The organism is Streptomyces nigrescens (assembly GCF_027626975.1).
Taxonomy (GTDB): domain Bacteria; phylum Actinomycetota; class Actinomycetes; order Streptomycetales; family Streptomycetaceae; genus Streptomyces; species Streptomyces nigrescens.
Genome location: NZ_CP114203.1, coordinates 8,379,393 through 8,394,600 on the forward strand (window position 1 = coordinate 8,379,393; position 15,208 = coordinate 8,394,600).

12 protein-coding genes and 1 pseudogene are annotated in these 15,208 nt (G+C 70.9%); 9 read left to right on the forward strand and 4 right to left on the reverse strand.

The window, feature by feature from the left end; genetic code table 11:
* Position 1: 1 nt before the first annotated feature.
* Complete coding sequence (locus STRNI_RS36830) at positions 2–2,551, reverse strand: Pls/PosA family non-ribosomal peptide synthetase (protein WP_381844783.1); 2,550 nt, start codon at positions 2,549–2,551, stop codon at positions 2–4.
* 460 nt (positions 2,552–3,011) lie between these two features.
* On the opposite strand from STRNI_RS36830, the gene sigK reads away from it, so the two are divergent.
* The 3 genes from sigK to STRNI_RS36845 all read left to right on the forward strand — a co-directional run bounded on the left by sigK (position 3,012) and on the right by STRNI_RS36845 (position 4,831).
* Positions 3,012–3,605: an ECF RNA polymerase sigma factor SigK gene (gene sigK, locus STRNI_RS36835; RefSeq protein ID WP_148588343.1), complete on the forward strand. Its 594-nt coding sequence runs from the start codon at positions 3,012–3,014 to the stop codon at positions 3,603–3,605.
* Positions 3,605–3,895: a zf-HC2 domain-containing protein gene (locus tag STRNI_RS36840; RefSeq protein ID WP_277412784.1), complete on the forward strand. Its 291-nt coding sequence runs from the start codon at positions 3,605–3,607 to the stop codon at positions 3,893–3,895. Before sigK ends, STRNI_RS36840 begins: the two co-directional genes overlap by 1 nt.
* A gap of 138 nt (positions 3,896–4,033) precedes the next feature.
* The gene (locus STRNI_RS36845) at positions 4,034–4,831 is read left to right on the forward strand and encodes a FadR/GntR family transcriptional regulator (protein WP_277412785.1); all 798 of its coding nucleotides are present in this window, start codon (positions 4,034–4,036) and stop codon (positions 4,829–4,831) included.
* 111 nt (positions 4,832–4,942) lie between these two features.
* Here the strand turns inward: STRNI_RS36845 and STRNI_RS36850 are convergent, their stop codons facing one another.
* Positions 4,943–6,616, reverse strand: coding sequence for an L-lactate permease (locus tag STRNI_RS36850; RefSeq protein WP_277412786.1), 1,674 nt, complete (start codon positions 6,614–6,616; stop codon positions 4,943–4,945).
* Between the two features lie 204 nt (positions 6,617–6,820).
* Here STRNI_RS36850 and STRNI_RS36855 point away from each other — a divergent pair, with 204 nt between their 5' ends.
* From STRNI_RS36855 to STRNI_RS36865, 3 genes are read left to right on the forward strand one after another with little or no spacing between them, the layout of a single operon-like run.
* Complete coding sequence (locus tag STRNI_RS36855; RefSeq protein ID WP_277412787.1) at positions 6,821–7,588, forward strand: (Fe-S)-binding protein; 768 nt, start codon at positions 6,821–6,823, stop codon at positions 7,586–7,588.
* Positions 7,585–9,156 carry a LutB/LldF family L-lactate oxidation iron-sulfur protein gene (locus STRNI_RS36860; protein WP_277412788.1) on the forward strand — a complete coding sequence of 524 codons (1,572 nt, stop codon included), beginning with the start codon at positions 7,585–7,587 and terminating at the stop codon, positions 9,154–9,156. The genes STRNI_RS36855 and STRNI_RS36860 overlap by 4 nt, the downstream gene beginning before the upstream one ends.
* The gene (locus STRNI_RS36865; protein ID WP_109887713.1) at positions 9,153–9,791 is read left to right on the forward strand and encodes a LutC/YkgG family protein; all 639 of its coding nucleotides are present in this window, start codon (positions 9,153–9,155) and stop codon (positions 9,789–9,791) included. The genes STRNI_RS36860 and STRNI_RS36865 overlap by 4 nt, the downstream gene beginning before the upstream one ends.
* A gap of 32 nt (positions 9,792–9,823) precedes the next feature.
* On the opposite strand, the gene STRNI_RS36870 is transcribed toward STRNI_RS36865, so the two are convergent.
* Positions 9,824–11,800 (reverse strand): heavy metal translocating P-type ATPase, encoded by a 1,977-nt coding sequence (locus tag STRNI_RS36870; RefSeq protein WP_277412789.1) that lies wholly within the window; start codon positions 11,798–11,800, stop codon positions 9,824–9,826.
* Between the two features lie 96 nt (positions 11,801–11,896).
* Between STRNI_RS36870 and STRNI_RS36875 the strand changes: the two genes are divergently transcribed.
* On the forward strand, positions 11,897–12,277 hold the full coding sequence (locus STRNI_RS36875) for an ArsR/SmtB family transcription factor (protein ID WP_148588334.1): 381 nt from the start codon (positions 11,897–11,899) through the stop codon (positions 12,275–12,277).
* Between the two features lie 95 nt (positions 12,278–12,372).
* On the opposite strand, the gene STRNI_RS36880 is transcribed toward STRNI_RS36875, so the two are convergent.
* Entirely contained in the window at positions 12,373–13,167 is a 795-nt protein-coding gene (locus tag STRNI_RS36880; protein ID WP_109887708.1) for a carbon-nitrogen hydrolase family protein, read from the reverse strand.
* Between the two features lie 485 nt (positions 13,168–13,652).
* Between STRNI_RS36880 and STRNI_RS36885 the strand changes: the two are divergent.
* Positions 13,653–13,958, forward strand: a pseudogene (locus STRNI_RS36885) (TerD family protein); the annotation flags it as partial.
* 3 nt (positions 13,959–13,961) lie between these two features.
* Positions 13,962–15,110, forward strand: coding sequence for a DUF475 domain-containing protein (locus STRNI_RS36890; protein ID WP_277412790.1), 1,149 nt, complete (start codon positions 13,962–13,964; stop codon positions 15,108–15,110).
* Positions 15,111–15,208: the final 98 nt, after the last annotated feature.

Below are 15,208 nucleotides of genomic sequence, written 5' to 3' on the forward strand. Positions count from 1 at the left end.
TCTACCTCCATCCCTCGCCGGCGTCCCGGCCGCAGATCTGCCGGGCAGGATTCCCACCCCAGTGCGCGTCGGGCGGGACGGCCTCGCCCTTCATGAGGAAGGAGTCGGGCGCGAGCACCGCGCCGTCACCCATGGCCACGCCGTAATGGACGAAGGCACCGACGCCGAGCGTGCAGCCCGCTGCGATCGTGCTGCGGTCGGACTTGAAGGTGCCGTCCTCCTGAGAGTGGCACTGGACGACACTCCCCGCGTTGAGGGTGCAGCCGTCCCCGATGGCGACCAGGGTCCGCTCGGTCAGATAGCAGCCGTCGTCGAAGACCTTGCTGCCGATGCGGACCCCCAGCAGCCGCCAGATCAGGTTCTTGAACGGGGTGCCGTTGAAGAGCAGCAGATAGGTCTCCGCGGGCACCTTCCAGAAGCGCTCCCGCCGCCAGAAGCGCGGATCGTAGATCGAGCAGAACAGCGGGACCAGGGGACGGAACACCGTCACGACCCGTTCGACCAGCACGAAGTAGACGACACCGGACAGCAGGACCAGCACATTGCCCAGCGCGATCGCCAGGGCGCCGAGGGAGTCGTAGAGCTCGGCGGAGACCGCCACGAGGAGGGTGAACCAGTAGAAGTAGAGCCACCGCACCAGGAGGTAGAGCCCCATGGTGGCGGCGTTGTGCCGGTTCTTGGCGGCGAGGTGGCGGCTCAGCTGCGCGCCGTCCTTCAGCTGGTCGAAGGTGCTGTCCCGCTGGACCGAGCGGGGGATCTCAAAGCTGGGTGAGCCGAGCAGCCCGACACCCTCCCGGACCTCGCCGTCGACCGGGACCATGACCTTCGTCGCGAGCAGGCAGTTGTCGCCCGTCTTTCCCCGCGAGGGGTAGGCGATCCGGTTCCCGAGGAAGTTGCGTGGTCCGATCGAGGTCCGGGAGACACGGAAGGACGTGTCCGAGAAGTCGGCGTTCATGACCGACAGGCCGTCGGCGACCATGGTCCCGCTCCCGACGGAACTCAGGTACGGCGTCTCGTGCTTGACCTCGGTGCCGAAGTTCGACCCGGTCTGTTCGATCCGGGAGAGGTCGTAACCAAGGCAGCGCAGGTAGTGCACGATGGCGGAGCTGTCGCCGAACAGCCGCATCAGGAACTTCCGGTTGGTCGTGAGGGCGATCAGCCGGTGCACCCCGTAGTGGAAGCCGTACAGCGGATAGACCTTGCCCGGCGTGATGGTCCGGCTGAGGAGCCGGGGGACCGTGGCCTGGAAGAGGAGGCCGAGGGGCACGGCAGCGAAGAAGAGCAAGGACACCACCAGGGCGTCCACGTAGAACGTCCCGTGGGTCAGCGCCGTGGGGCCGGGTTCCAGGACCGCGGAGAGTTGCGGTGCCTCGGCCAGCAGGATGCCCACGCCGCCGACCGCCAGCGGCACGTACAGGAGCAGCAGGGTCGCCAGCTGCAGGAAGCTGTGCACCGTCCTGCGCACGGCACCGCACACCGCCGGGTCCACGGCGCGGAAGTCCACCTCGGTTCCGGTCCGCTGTGCCGGTGAGCCGTGCCAGCGCTCGCCGTCAGGCACCATCTGCCCGCTGTGCAGGGACGAGGCATGGCCGAGCTGGGCCCCGTCGCCCAGCGCGGTGTCGATGTCGAGCACAGTGGCCTCGCTGATGACCACGTTCTGCCCGAGGACCACCGCGCCCGTCTCGATCAGCCCGGCCTGTGCCCGGTAGCAGTTGAGGAACGAGTCCTTGCGGATGACGGTGCCGTCGCCGACGGCCAGCAGATCGGTGCACACCGGCACATTGCGCGAGAAGACCGCGACGCCTCGCCCGACCTTCGCGCCCAGTGCCCTGAGGTAGAGCGTGTAGAGCGGCGAACCGACGAACACGACCAGCGGGTTCGCGCGGATCAGTGTCTTGACGACCCAGAAGCGGACGTACGGCAGGCTCCAGACGGGGAACTGCTGGGGCTTCCACCGCCCGATGAGGACCCACTTCACCAGGACCGGAAAAGCACACAGGAGCAGCAGACCGGCCGCGCCCCACAGGACCGACCGCAGATAGCTGTCGAACAGGCCCGTCCCGGCGGCGATCCACTCATAGCCCCAGGCCGTGAGGACCGCGACGAGACAGGAGTACCCGAGGAACGTCAGCAGCTGCAGCGCTCCGCACAGGACGTACCGGGCAGTGCCCGCGAAGGCCGGGGCCGGAGGGGGCGCCGGGGCCGCGGCTGGGGCCGGGGGCGGGGCCTCGGCCGGGAAGGACGGTGTGGAGTCCGCCAGAGCCGTCGCCAGCGCCCTGATCGTCGGATACCGGTAGATGTCCTTCATCGAGACCGGCGGCAGGTCGGCGCGCTTCCTGACCCGCGCACAGAAATGTGCCATCACCAAGGAGTCGGCGCCCAGGTCGTCGAAGAAGTGCCGGTCCACCGGCGTCTGCCCCGTACCCATGACCTCGGCCAGTGTTGCGGCGAGGGCGCCCTCGACATCGGGGGCGGGGACGTCCACACCGCACCGGCCGGCTGAGGACTCCTCCGGATACGAGGTCAGTTCTTCGACCGGCTTTCCGACCATGGCGGCCTCCCTGAAGAAGCGCCGGCCGCTGTCGTCCGGCACTTCGGTCCCGTAGGCGCTCGGTCCGCGTCGCACGGGCAGTTCCTAACGTGTATTCGAGGCCCGGACCGGTGTGGATTCATCAAGGGGGATTTTTCTGCTTCCGGGAGTTGCCCCGTTCCCTTGCGCAAGCGCTCCGAAGCCGGGATGACCTGCGACTTCGTGCCCCTTACCGGCCCTTGTCCGGGCGCTGGTTCCGAGTCCCGCGCGCGAGGGCGCCCGGCGGGCGAGGAGTCAAGGGGCGGGGGCCCGGCCGGGGGCCCACTCAGCCGAACGGGCGCCGACCGGCTGCGTTCTCCGTGAGGGGGCGTCAGCCTGGGAGAGCGCGGCCGGTGCGTGACCACGCGCCCCGCGCACTCCATCCCGAAAACACGGTCCACACCAGACGGACGAGGGGACGGTTCGACACGTTGTGAGGCGCATTTCGCACACCGCGTCCGAGGGGCCCAGGCCCCCGGAGCGGTCTGCCGCGGACCGTCGCGTGGACGGTCTGCTCGTGCGGGTCGCCCAGGGTGACGAGAGTGCGTTCGTCGGCGTGTACGACGCCCTCGTGGTGCCCGTGATGGGCCTGGCCTACCGGATCCTGCGTGACGAGGCGCAGGCTGAAGAGGTGACTCAGGACGTGATGCTCGAAGTATGGCGGAAGGCCGACCGGTTCCGTCCTGACCGCGGTGCCGCGAAGTCGTGGGTCCTGACACTGGCCCACCGGCGGGCGGTGGAGCGGGTGCGGTCGGTGCGGGCCGGTGTGGAACGCGAGCGCAAGGCCGCGCAGTTGTCCCACCAGACCGCGTTCGACGAGGTGGTGGAGGCCGTCGAGGAGCGGGAGGAGAGGGCTCAGGTGTACCGCTGTCTGGCCGGCCTCGTGAACACCCAGCGCCTGCCGCTGGTCCTCGCCTACTACCAGGGGCTGACCTACGCGGAGGTCGCCGAGGCCCTGTCCACCCCCGCGGGCACGGTGAAAACGAGGATGCGCACCGGCCTGCGGAGACTGCGCGTCTGTCTGGGAGGCCGCTGATGTCTGCCGTCGAGGATCCGCACCAGGCGGTCGGGGCGTACGTCCTGCACGCCCTTCCGCCCGAGGAGGCGGCCGCCTTCTCGCACCACCTGGCCGGCTGTGACGCCTGCACCCGGGAGGTCGCCGGCCTGGAGGCCACCGTCGCGTGTCTGGCAGACGCGGAAGCGGTGACCCCGCCCGATGCGCTGCGACAGCGGGTCCTCGAACGGATCGCGACCACCGCCCAGGAGCATCTGCTCCGCCGCGAGCCGTCCCGGCGCGAGGGACCGCGACTGGACCTCGAGGTCTGACCGGCAGCGCGGCGGGCGCATGCGGTGCTCTCGGCCAGGCGGCCGCGCCCTCCCGGCCCCCGGGCAGTGTGGTCCGACCACACGTCCTGTGTGACATAGTTTTTGCACGGGGCATGAGGCCGAGCCGGGGAGTTGGGGATGACCGCCGAATGGCGACCTGTGCGGCAGTCGCGCACACATGAGCTCGTGCTGGAGCGCATCGAGGAGCGGGTGCTCGCCGGAGAACTCAAGGCCGGGGACCGGCTGCCGCCCGAGCGCGAGCTGGCGCCGGTCCTCGGCGTCAGCCGGTCCGCGCTGCGCGAGGCGCTGCGGGTGCTGGAGACGATCGGGGTGCTGGTCGCCCAGGCCGGGCGCGGGCCGGACGCCGGGGCGCGGATCGTACGGAACCCGGACGATGCGCTGGGCCGGCTGCTGCGCCTGCACTTCGCCCTGGGCAGTTACCGCCTGCACGATGTGCTGGAGGCCCGGGTGGTCCTGGAGCGCTCCAGCTTCGAGGCGGCCGCGGAGCACGCTTCAGCGGCGGACCTCGACGAGGCGGAAACGCTCCTGGGGCACATGCGGGAGCCGGGAGTGGCGGCCGCCGACTTCAACGACCTGGACACCCGGTTCCATGTCGCCATCGCGCGCAGCTCGGGCAACCAGCTGACCTCCACCCTCACCTCGGCGGTGCGGGAGTCGGTGCGTCCGCTGATCCTGCGGGCGCTGGAGACGGCGGAGGACTGGCCGGCCACGGCGGAGGCGCTGAACGCCGAGCACACCGAGCTGCTGCGGCTGGTGCGGGCGGGCAAGGGCGCACAGGCCGCCGATCTGGCCGAGGCGCATATCCGCGGTTTCCACGGCAGGCTGGTCGACGAGAACGCACCGCAGGAGCAGGAGCAGGAGCAGCAAGAGGCGCAGGAGCAGGGGGACGAGGGCCGGGCGGCCACGGACCGCTAGGCGGCGCCGTCGGGCGGGAAGCGGCCGGGGAGGTCATGGCACCCGAGTCCGAGCCCGAGCCCGCCCGTGGCGCGGCGGGAGGGAGCGGCCCGGCCGCCCCCTCCCGTACGCCTACGGCAGCATCCAGGACAGCACCGGAAGCGACTGCAGGAACACCAGGACGCACAGGACCGCCAGCATCGCGACGCTGTATCCGGCGACCTTGCGCAGCAGGATCCGCTCGGTGCCGGGCCGTTCCACCGCGGTGGCCGCGATGGTCAGGTTCTGCGGGCTGATGAGCTTGCCGACCACACCGCCGGTGGTGTTGGCGGCCACCAGCAGGGTGGGGTCGAGGCCCGCGGTTTTGCCGGCGGTCTGCTGGAGGGTGGCGAACAAGGCGTTCGACGAGGTGTCCGAGCCGGTGACGGCGGTGCCGAGCCAGCCGAGGACGGGGGAGAGCAGGGCGAAGAGTCCGCCGGCGGCGGCGAGCCAGGTGCCGATGGCGAGGGTCTGCCCCGACTGGTTCATGACGTAGCTCAGGGCCATCACGGTGGCGACCGTGGCGATGGCGGTGCGCATGTTCCTCACGGTGCGCCCGGCGCAGGTCAGGCCCATGCGCGCGGTCATCGGGTAGCGGTCGGCGTCCTTGGCGCGGCTGTAGACCAGCATCACGAGGAGCCCGGAAAGGATCAGCAGGGTGCCGGGATTGCCCAGCACCTCCAGCTTGTAGACCGCGCTGCCCGCGGGGGAGCCGTCGGGGGCGAGGAGGCTGCCGTACAGGCCCGGCCAGTCGATCTGGACGGCGAGCGAGCCGAGCAGTGCGGGCATGTCGAGTCCGCCGAGGTCGAGCTTGGCGAGCGCGAAGACCGCGATGACCAGGAGGTACGGCAGCACGGCGAGGACGGTGCGGCGGCGGGTGAGCGGTTCGGCCCCGACCTGGGAGCGCTGGTCGTCCGGCGTCGTCGGGCTCCAGAAGCGCAGCATGACCACCGCGGCGCCGAAGCCGGCGAGTGCGGCGACGACATCGGTGAGCTCGTAGGCGAAGTGGGCCGAGCACCAGAACTGGGCCAGGGCGAAGACGGCCCCGGTGGCCAGGGCGATGGGCCACAGCTGCCGCAGGCCGCGCCACCCGTCGACGATGAAGAGCAGCAGCTGCGGAACGAAGAGGGCGAGCAGCGGGCTCTGCCGGCCGATCACCGCGGCGAGGGACTCCGCGGGGATGCCGGTGAGGTTGGCCGCGGTGGTGATGGGAATGGCCATGGCGCCGAAGGCGACCGGCGCGGTGTTGGCGACCAGGACGGTCACGGCCGAGGTGAGCCGGGGCAGTCCGAGCGCCATCAGCATGGCGGCGGTGATCGCGACGGGCGCGCCGAAGCCGGCGAGGGCTTCGAGGAGCCCGCCGAAGCAGAACGCGATGAGCATGGCCTGGATGCGCAGATCGCCGCGGCCGACGGAGTTGAAGCAGCGGCGCAGGTCGTCGAAGCGGTTGCTGACCACGGTGAGCTCGTAGAACCAGATGGCCGACACGACGATCAGCATCACCGGGAACAGGCCGAAGGCCAGGCCCTGGGCGGCGGACAGCGCGCCGAGCCGCAGCGGCATTCCGTAGCCGAGGACCGCGACCAGGAGGGCGGCCAGCAGGGCGCCGAGGGCGGAGTGCAGTGCGGAGCGCTTGGCCGCCATCAGCAGCAGGAAGAAGGCCGCCAGGGGGATCAGGCCCAGTAGGGCGGTGGTGGTGAGGCTGTCCCCGACGGCGGCCACGTCGGGGGTGTAGGCCGCCAGGGCAGCGGGCGGAGTGGTGGCCACGGAGTGCTCCTCATCGAGTCTGCGCGCCGCCCGGCCGTCGTGAACGTCCCGTCCCCGGCCATCGCGGCGCCGTGTGGCTGGCGAAGGTCCTCAGTAGCCCACCGAAGATGTCGCATGTCAATAAGGTCGGACCAAACTGCGTCCTTACTTTTCTTCTTCGGTTCGAAGCGAGTATGGTCGGACCATAAGCGCCAGGGAGGCTCTATGCGCATCGCACTCTTCGCCACCTGTCTGGGAGACACGCTCTTCCCGGAGGCGGTGAAATCCACCGCGGTCCTGCTGGCCCGTCTGGGCCATGACGTGGTCTTCCCGCCGCAGCAGACCTGCTGCGGCCAGATGCATGTCAACACCGGCTATCAGCGCGAACCGGTGCCGCTGGTGCGGAACTTCGCCGAACAGTTCGGCGACCCCTCGATCGAGGCGGTGGTGGTGCCGTCGGGCTCCTGCGCGGGCTCGGTCCGCCATCAGCACCAGGACGTCGCCGAACGCTACGGGGACGCGGCCCTCCGCGCCGGCGTGGCCACCGTACGGGCCAAGACGTACGAGCTGTCCGAGTTCCTCGTCGACGTCCTCGGCGTGACGGACGTCGGCGCGTACTTCCCGCACCGGGTGACCTACCACCCCACCTGCCATTCGCTGCGGATGCTCCGGGTCGGTGAGAAACCGCTGCGGCTGCTGCGCGCCGTCGAGGGCATCGACCTGGTGGAGCTGCCCGAGGCCGACGTCTGCTGCGGCTTCGGCGGCACCTTCGCGGTCAAGAACGCCGAGACGTCCGCCGCGATGCTGCGGGACAAGATGGGTCACATCACCGGCACCGGGGCCGAGGTGTGCACGGCGGGCGACTCGTCCTGTCTGATGCATATCGCCGGCGGCCTTTCGCGCATCAGGGCCGGTACCCGGACCCTGCACCTGGCGCAGATCCTCGCTTCCACCCGCACCGTGCCCCACGTCCTGACGGAGGCCGCCCGATGAGCAGTCCGACCGGCCCCGCGGCGAACGGCACCTTCCTCGGGATGCCTGCCGTCCCCCCGCGCTCCCCGTACGGGACGGGGCATCTGCGCGGTGAGCGCACCTTCCCCCGGGCCGCCCATGACGAGCTGGACAACGAACAACTGCGCCGCAACCTGGGCAAGGCCACCCACTCCATCCGCGCCAAGCGCCTGGCCGTCACCGGTGAACTGCCCGACTGGGAGCAGCTGCGCGACGCCGGGTCGGCGATCAAGACGGACACCATGAACCGGCTGCCCGAGCTGCTGGAGCAGCTGGAGCGGAAGGTCACCGAGCGCGGCGGCACCGTCCACTGGGCCCGGGACGGCGTCGAGGCCAACGAGATCGTCACCCGGCTGGTACGGGACACCGGCAGCGACGAGATCCTCAAGGTCAAGTCGATGGCCACACAGGAGATCGGCCTCAACGAGCACCTGGAGAGCCAGGGGATCGCGGCGCTCGAAACCGACCTGGCCGAGCTGATCGTGCAGCTCGCCGACGACCGGCCGTCGCACATCCTGGTGCCCGCGATCCACCGCAACCGCGACGAGATCCGGGAGATCTTCCTCCGGCACATCCCGGGCGTCGACCCCGCACTCGACGCCGACCCCGCCCGGCTCGCGGCCGCGGCGCGCACCTTCCTGCGCGAGAAGTTCATGACGACCAAGGTGGCAGTCTCCGGCGCCAACTTCGGGATCGCCGAGACCGGCACCCTGGCGGTGGTCGAGTCCGAGGGCAACGGCCGGATGTGTCTGACGCTGCCTCAGACGCTGATCACCGTCATGGGCATCGAAAAGGTCCTGCCACGCTTCGAGGACCTGGAGGTCTTCCTCCAGCTGCTCCCGCGCTCCTCGACCGGTGAGCGGATGAACCCGTACACCTCGCTGTGGACGGGCGTGACACCGGGCGACGGCCCGCAGGAGTTCCATCTCGTACTGCTCGACAACGGGCGGACCGCGGCGCTCGCGGACCGGATCGGTCGCGCGGCGCTGAACTGCATCCGCTGCTCGGCCTGTCTCAACGTCTGCCCGGTGTACGAGCGGACGGGCGGCCATGCCTACGGATCGACGTACCCCGGCCCGATCGGCGCGGTGCTCACCCCGCAGCTGGCCGGTATGCACGGCGCCAAGGACGATCCCAACAGCTCGCTGCCGTACGCCTCCAGCCTGTGCGGGGCCTGCTTCGACGCCTGTCCGGTGAAGATCGACATTCCGTCGCTCCTCGTCGAGCTGCGGCATCAGCACACCGAGCAGTCGGGTACGACCGCGGAGAAGCTGGCGATGAAGGCCGCGGCCACGGTCATGAAGCGGCCCGGACTGTTCACCACCGCACAGAAGGCGGCAGGGCTCGGACGGGTCCTCGCCGGGCGGGACGGCACCCTCTCCCGTCTGCCACCACCGCTCAACGGCTGGAGCGACAGCCGTGACACGCCCGCCCCGCCCCGGCAGTCCTTCCGCTCCTGGTTCGCCTCCGCCGAGGGCGCGGCCGCGATGCGGGCCGCGGCGGCGGAAGGCGCCCGGAACACCGACGACGCTCCGCAGGAGGACTCGTGACCGCGACCGCACGGGACACGGTGCTCCGCCGTGTCCGCGACGCCCTGACCCTTTCCGACGGGCCCGAGGTGACCGTCCCCCGCGCCTATCGCACCGGCCGCACCCTCCCCGACGAGGAGCGGCTCGCCCTCTTCGTCGACCGGCTCGTCGACTACCGGGCGCAGGTACGCACCTGCACCGCCGGAACCACCGCGGCGGTGCTCGCCGAGGTGCTGCGGGCCCACGGTGCACGGAGGACCGGGGTCCCGCCGGGGCTCGATCCGGCCTGGCTGGCCGGGTACGACGGGGAGACGGTGACGGATTCCGCGGACGTTCCGGCGCCCCGGCTCGATGCGCTGGACGGGGTGGTGACGGCCTCCGCCGTCAGTTGCGCCGAGACCGGCACGATCTTCCTGGACGGCGCCGCGGCGGATCAGGGCCGGCGCGCACTGACCCTCGTCCCCGATCTGCATGTCTGCGTCGTCGACCTGTCATCGGTGCGGACCGGTGTGCCGGAGGCGGTCGCGCAGTTGACGCCGGAGCACCCGATCACGCTGATCAGCGGCCCCTCGGCCACCTCCGACATCGAACTGGAGCGGGTGGAGGGGGTGCACGGCCCGCGCACGCTGGTGGTGGTGATCCGCACCGATGCGTGAGCGGCCGGTGGCATTGCTGGGGACCGACTGATCTACCGGGCCTGCTGCGCCGCCCGCCGCCAGGCCGCTTCGCGCAGCAGCCGCAGGCCGTTGAGGCCGACGACGACGGTGGAGCCCTCATGGCCGAGGACGCCCAGGGGCAGCGGGAGATCGCCGATCAGGTCCCAGAGGACCAGACCGGAGAGGAACACCGACGCGAGCACCAGGTTCTGGACGACCAGCCGGCGGGCCGTGCGGGACAGCGCGATCACGGCGGGCACGGCGGTGAGTTCGTCCCGGACGATGACCGCGTCGGCGGTCTCCAGGGCGAGGTCGGAACCGGCCCGGCCCATGGCGATCCCGGTGTGCGCGGCGGCCAGCGCCGGAGCGTCGTTCACCCCGTCACCCACCACCAGCACCCGGTGCCCGGCCGCCTCCTGTTCACGGACGGCACCGACCTTGTCCTGGGGCAGCAGTCCGGCCCGGACGTCCGTGATGCCGACCGCGGCGGCGAGCCGGGCGGCGGCGCGCGGATTGTCGCCGGTCACCAGCGTCGGCGTCCGTCCGGTGAGCGACCTGAGGCCGGTGACGGTGGCCGCCGCGTCGGGGCGCAGCTGGTCGGCGAGGCCCAGCACCCCGGCCGGCACCCCGTCACACAGGACCAGTACGGCGGTGTGCCCGGCCTCCTCCAGCTCGGTGACGAGGGCGCCGGCCTCCGCGGCGGTCGGATCGCCGGCGGGCAGCAGCCGGGCCGGGGCGCCGACCGCGACACGTGTTCCGTCGACGGTGGCCCGTACGCCGGTGCCGGGGGAGGCGGTGAACTCCCCGGCGGCGGGCAGCACCAGGCCGCGGGCGCGGGCGGCGGCCACGATCGCACGGGCCAGGGGGTGTTCGCCGCCGTGCTCCGCCGCGGCCGCCCGGGTCAGCAGGGTCTCCTCGGTCGCCCCCGATCCGGACAGCGGGCGGATCGCGGTGAGTTGCGGGGTGCCCGCGGTCAGGGTGCCGGTCTTGTCGAGTGCGACGGTGTCCACCTGGCCGAGGCGTTCCATGACGACGGCGGACTTGACCAGCACCCCGTGCCGTCCGGCGTTGGCGATGGCCGACAGCAGCGGCGGCATGGTCGCCAGCACCACCGCGCACGGTGAGGCGACGATCATGAAGGTCATCGCCCGCAGCAGGGAGCGGGCCGGATCCGCGCCGAACACCAGCGGGATCGCGAAGACGGCGAGGGTGACGGCCACCATGCCGACCGAGTAGCGCTGTTCGACCTTCTCGATGAACAGCTGGGTAGGCGCCTTGGTTTCGGACGCCTCGGCGACCATGGCCACGATCCGGGCGAGGACGGAGGCGTCGGCGTCGCGCTCGACCTTGACCCGCAGCGCGCCGGTGCCGTTGAGGGTGCCGGCGAACACCTCGTCACCGGGCTCCTTGGTCACCGGCAGGGGTTCACCGGTGATGGTGGCCTGGTCGATCTCGCTGATCCCGTCCAGTACCCGGCCGTCCGCGCCGACCCGTTCGCCCGGACGGACCAGGACGGTGTCGCCCACGACGAGGTCCGCGGTGGCCACGGTCGTCTCACTGCCGTCGTCGGCCAGCCGGGTCGCGGTGCTCGGGGCGAGATCGAGCAGACCGCGCACCGAATCCTGGGTGCGGGCGGTGGCCAGCGCCTCCAGGGCACCGGAGACGGCGAAGATGACGATCAGCAGCGCACCGTCCCGCACCTGGCCGATCGCGGCCGCCCCGAGCGCGGCGACGATCATCAGCAGATCCACATCCAGGGTCTTCTCCCGCAGCGCCCGCAGTCCGGACCAGCCCGGCTCCCAACCCCCCGTCACATAGGCGACGGCGTACAGCGGTCCCCACACCCAGGCCGGTGCGCCGGTGAGCTGCAGCAGCAGCGCGAGGAGGAACGCGAGGGTGGCGGCGGCCGCCCAGCGGGCCTCGGCCTGCGCGAGGACCCGGGTGCGGCGTGGGGCACCCGGGCGCGTGGTGGAGGTCTGGGGTGGACGCTGCAGCACGGCAGAAGGCATGACGGAACAACCCTTCGCGGGCGGGGGAACGACAGGGGCACCACCGTACCGGAACAAATGAAGAGGTCTTCATTTATCGTCGTTAGGATGGCCCTTATGGGCCACGGAATGGATGACCACCGCACTACGACCCGCGAGCGCCTGGACGCGGTGGGAGCCGCCGATGTCGCCGCCACCCTCCAGGCCCTGTCCACCCCCTCCCGGCTGCACATCCTGGCCCGCCTCCAGGAAGGCCCCTGCGCGGTCGGTGACCTCGCCGCCGCCGTCGGCATGGAGCAGTCCGCCTGCTCCCATCAGCTCCGGCTGCTGCGCAACCTCGGCCTGGTCACCGGCGAACGCAACGGCCGCTCGATCGTCTACGCCCTCTACGACCACCATGTCGCCGAACTCCTCGACCAGGCCCTCTTCCACGTCGAGCATCTGCGACTCGGTATCCGTGACACCCCGTCAGGGACGGCGGACGCCGTGCACGGCTGACGGCCGGGAGGCCGCGGCCGCCTGTGCGGCCCTCGACGGCCACCTCCGGGCGACCCGCCGCATCCTCCCGGCCGCTCGACCTCCCCGCCCGGCCCCTACAGGGTCCGGTTGTCCAGCACCGCCACCGCACGCCGTACGCGGGCGGTCTCCTCGGTGTCCACGTCCCCGATGAGCAGGTCCGCCGCGGAGCCCAGTTGCGCGCGTACGGTCCCGTCGGGGCCGATCAGCGCGCTGTGCCCGACGCCGGTCGGTGTCTTGGTGGGGGCCTCCGGATCGGCCTGCGGATCCGGGGCGGCCTGGTCGACGGCCGCCAGCCAGACCGTCGCGTCCAGGGCGCGCGCCCGTACCAGCAGGTCCCACTGTGCGCGCTTGCCCGGCCCCGCGGCCCAGGAGGCGGGCAGCACCGACACCGTTGCCCCCGCATCGGCGTGCGCCCGGAACAGCTCGGGGAACCGCAGGTCGTAGCAGGTGGCCAGGCCCACCCGGACCCCGTCGACATCGATGGTCACCACGCGTGTGCCCGGGGCGACCGTGTCGGACTCCCGGAACCCGAAGGCGTCATACAGATGGATCTTGTCGTAGGACTCCTCGACCCCGGGCCCGGTGGCCAGCAGGGTGTTGGCCACCCGCCCGTCGGGCGTCGGGGTGAACATGCCCGCCACCACCGTCACACCCGTCTCCCGGGCCACCGCCCGCACGCCCTCCGCCCACGGCCCGTCCAGCGGCTCGGCCACCTGCCCGAGCGAGGCCCCGAACCGCACCATGGCCGCCTCCGGAAGGACCGCCAGCCGGGCCTCCTCGCGCGCCGCACGGCGGACCTGGTCCTGGACGTGCGCGAGGTTCTCCTTCGGATCGGTCGATGCCGTCATCTGGCACAGCGCGATACGCATGCGGATCTCTTCTCTCTCGTGCCGCTCGGTCTCTTCTGGCCTGGTACGGGGCGCCGCCCCGGCCCGTCTCCCGCGCCGGACGCACCCCTGACCATCCTGCCTGCCGGTCACCCGGCGCCGGCCGTCAGGCGGGTGTACTCCTCCTCCTCTTCTTCCTCCTCATCATCGTGCGCCGGACTCCGCCCCGGCGGCACGTCCACGCGGGACCACGGCGGTCCCGGCCACCTCAGTGACGCGGCCTGGGCCGTGGAGATGCGGGCCGGTCGCGGAGGAGCGCCGGCGCCCCGGCGAGGACTGCGGCGCCCCGGCTCATGGCGGGCGGCCGGCTCGCGGCGGACGGGCAGTTCTTCGCGGACGGGCGGTTCTGCGCGGATGTCCGCACCGGATGCGGTGATGTCACGTGGATCTCCCGCGTTCGTAGGTGAGTTGGGGGGCGCGGCAGCGTCAGCCGCGGGCGGGCAGTTCGTCCCGGGACTTCTGCCGGCTTCCTGGTCTCGATCCACGACGCCGACAACCGCGGGCAGACTTTCGGCCAAGTCAGCAACGCGTTCATCCGCGTGGTGAACCAGGCCGATGACCAGGAGCTCGCCTGCTATGACCTCAGCGAAGAGGCGTCCACGCAGACGGCGTTGATCTTCGGCGAGGTCTACCGGCACGGCGGCGAGTGGAAGTTCCGCGCCGTTGGCCTGGGGTATGTGTCAGGGCTGCGAGGCATCGCTCTAGACTTCGGGGTCAATGTTTCGCAAAGCCAGGTACGGCGCGGGGGAGCCCCGTACAAAACGATTGGGTAGCCAGTGCTTCTGAAAACGTTCGGCTGGTCGTTCGCGGTCACCGCGCTCGGCCTGGTCGCGGCGGTGTTCTACGGGGGGTGGACCGGCTTCGGGATCGTGGCGATCCTGTCCATCCTCGAGATCTCGGTGTCCTTCGACAACGCCGTGGTCAACGCCGGGATCCTGAAGAAGATGAATGCCTTCTGGCAGAAGACCTTCCTCACCATCGGCGTCCTGATCGCGGTCTTCGGCATGCGCCTGGTCTTCCCGGTCGTGATCGTCGCCATCAGCGCCCAGATCGGTCCGATCGAAGCGGTACAGCTCGCGCTCGACGACAAGGACAAGTACCAGCAGCTGGTGACCGACGCCCACCCGTCGATCGCCGCCTTCGGTGGCACGTTCCTGTTGATGATCTTCCTTGACTTCATCTTCGAGGACCGGGACATCAAGTGGCTCGGCTGGCTGGAGCGTCCGCTCGCCAAGCTCGGCAAGGTCGACATGCTCTCCGTCTGCATCGCGCTCATCGTGCTGCTCGTCTCCGCGATGACCTTCGCCACCAACGCCCACCAGCACGGCGGCATCCATGTGGACATGACGGAGACCGTCCTGATCGCCGGCATCGCGGGCTTGATCACCTACCTGATCGTCGGCGGCCTCTCCGGCTTCTTCGAGAACAGGCTCGAGGAAGAGGAGGAGCGCGAGCACGAGGCCGAGGAAGAGGCCAAGAAGAGCGGCAAGAACGTCCCGGCGGTCGTGATGGCCGGCAAGGCCGCGTTCTTCTTGTTCCTCTACCTGGAGGTCCTGGACGCGTCCTTCTCCTTCGACGGCGTCATCGGCGCCTTCGCGATCACCAACGACATCGTCCTGATGGTGCTCGGCCTCGGCATCGGCGCGATGTACGTCCGCTCGCTCACGGTCTACCTGGTCCGCCAGGGCACCCTCGACGACTACGTCTACCTGGAGCACGGCGCGCACTACGCGATCGGCGCCCTGGCCGTGATCCTGCTCGTCACCATCCAGTACGAGATCCACGAGGTCATTACGGGCCTCGTCGGCATCGTTCTGATCGCCTGGTCCTTCTTCTCCTCGGTGCGGCGCAACCGCAGGCTGGCGGCGGCCGAGGGAACGGACACGGTGTCCAACGAGAAGGCCGAGGTCTCCTCCGGCGTCTGAGCCGGGCCGCCAGAACCCTTCTGACCTGCGCGGCTGGGACTGGCACGGAGAGGGCGCCAGGGCTCGAACCCGCCCTGGCGCCACTCCCCAGGAACAAC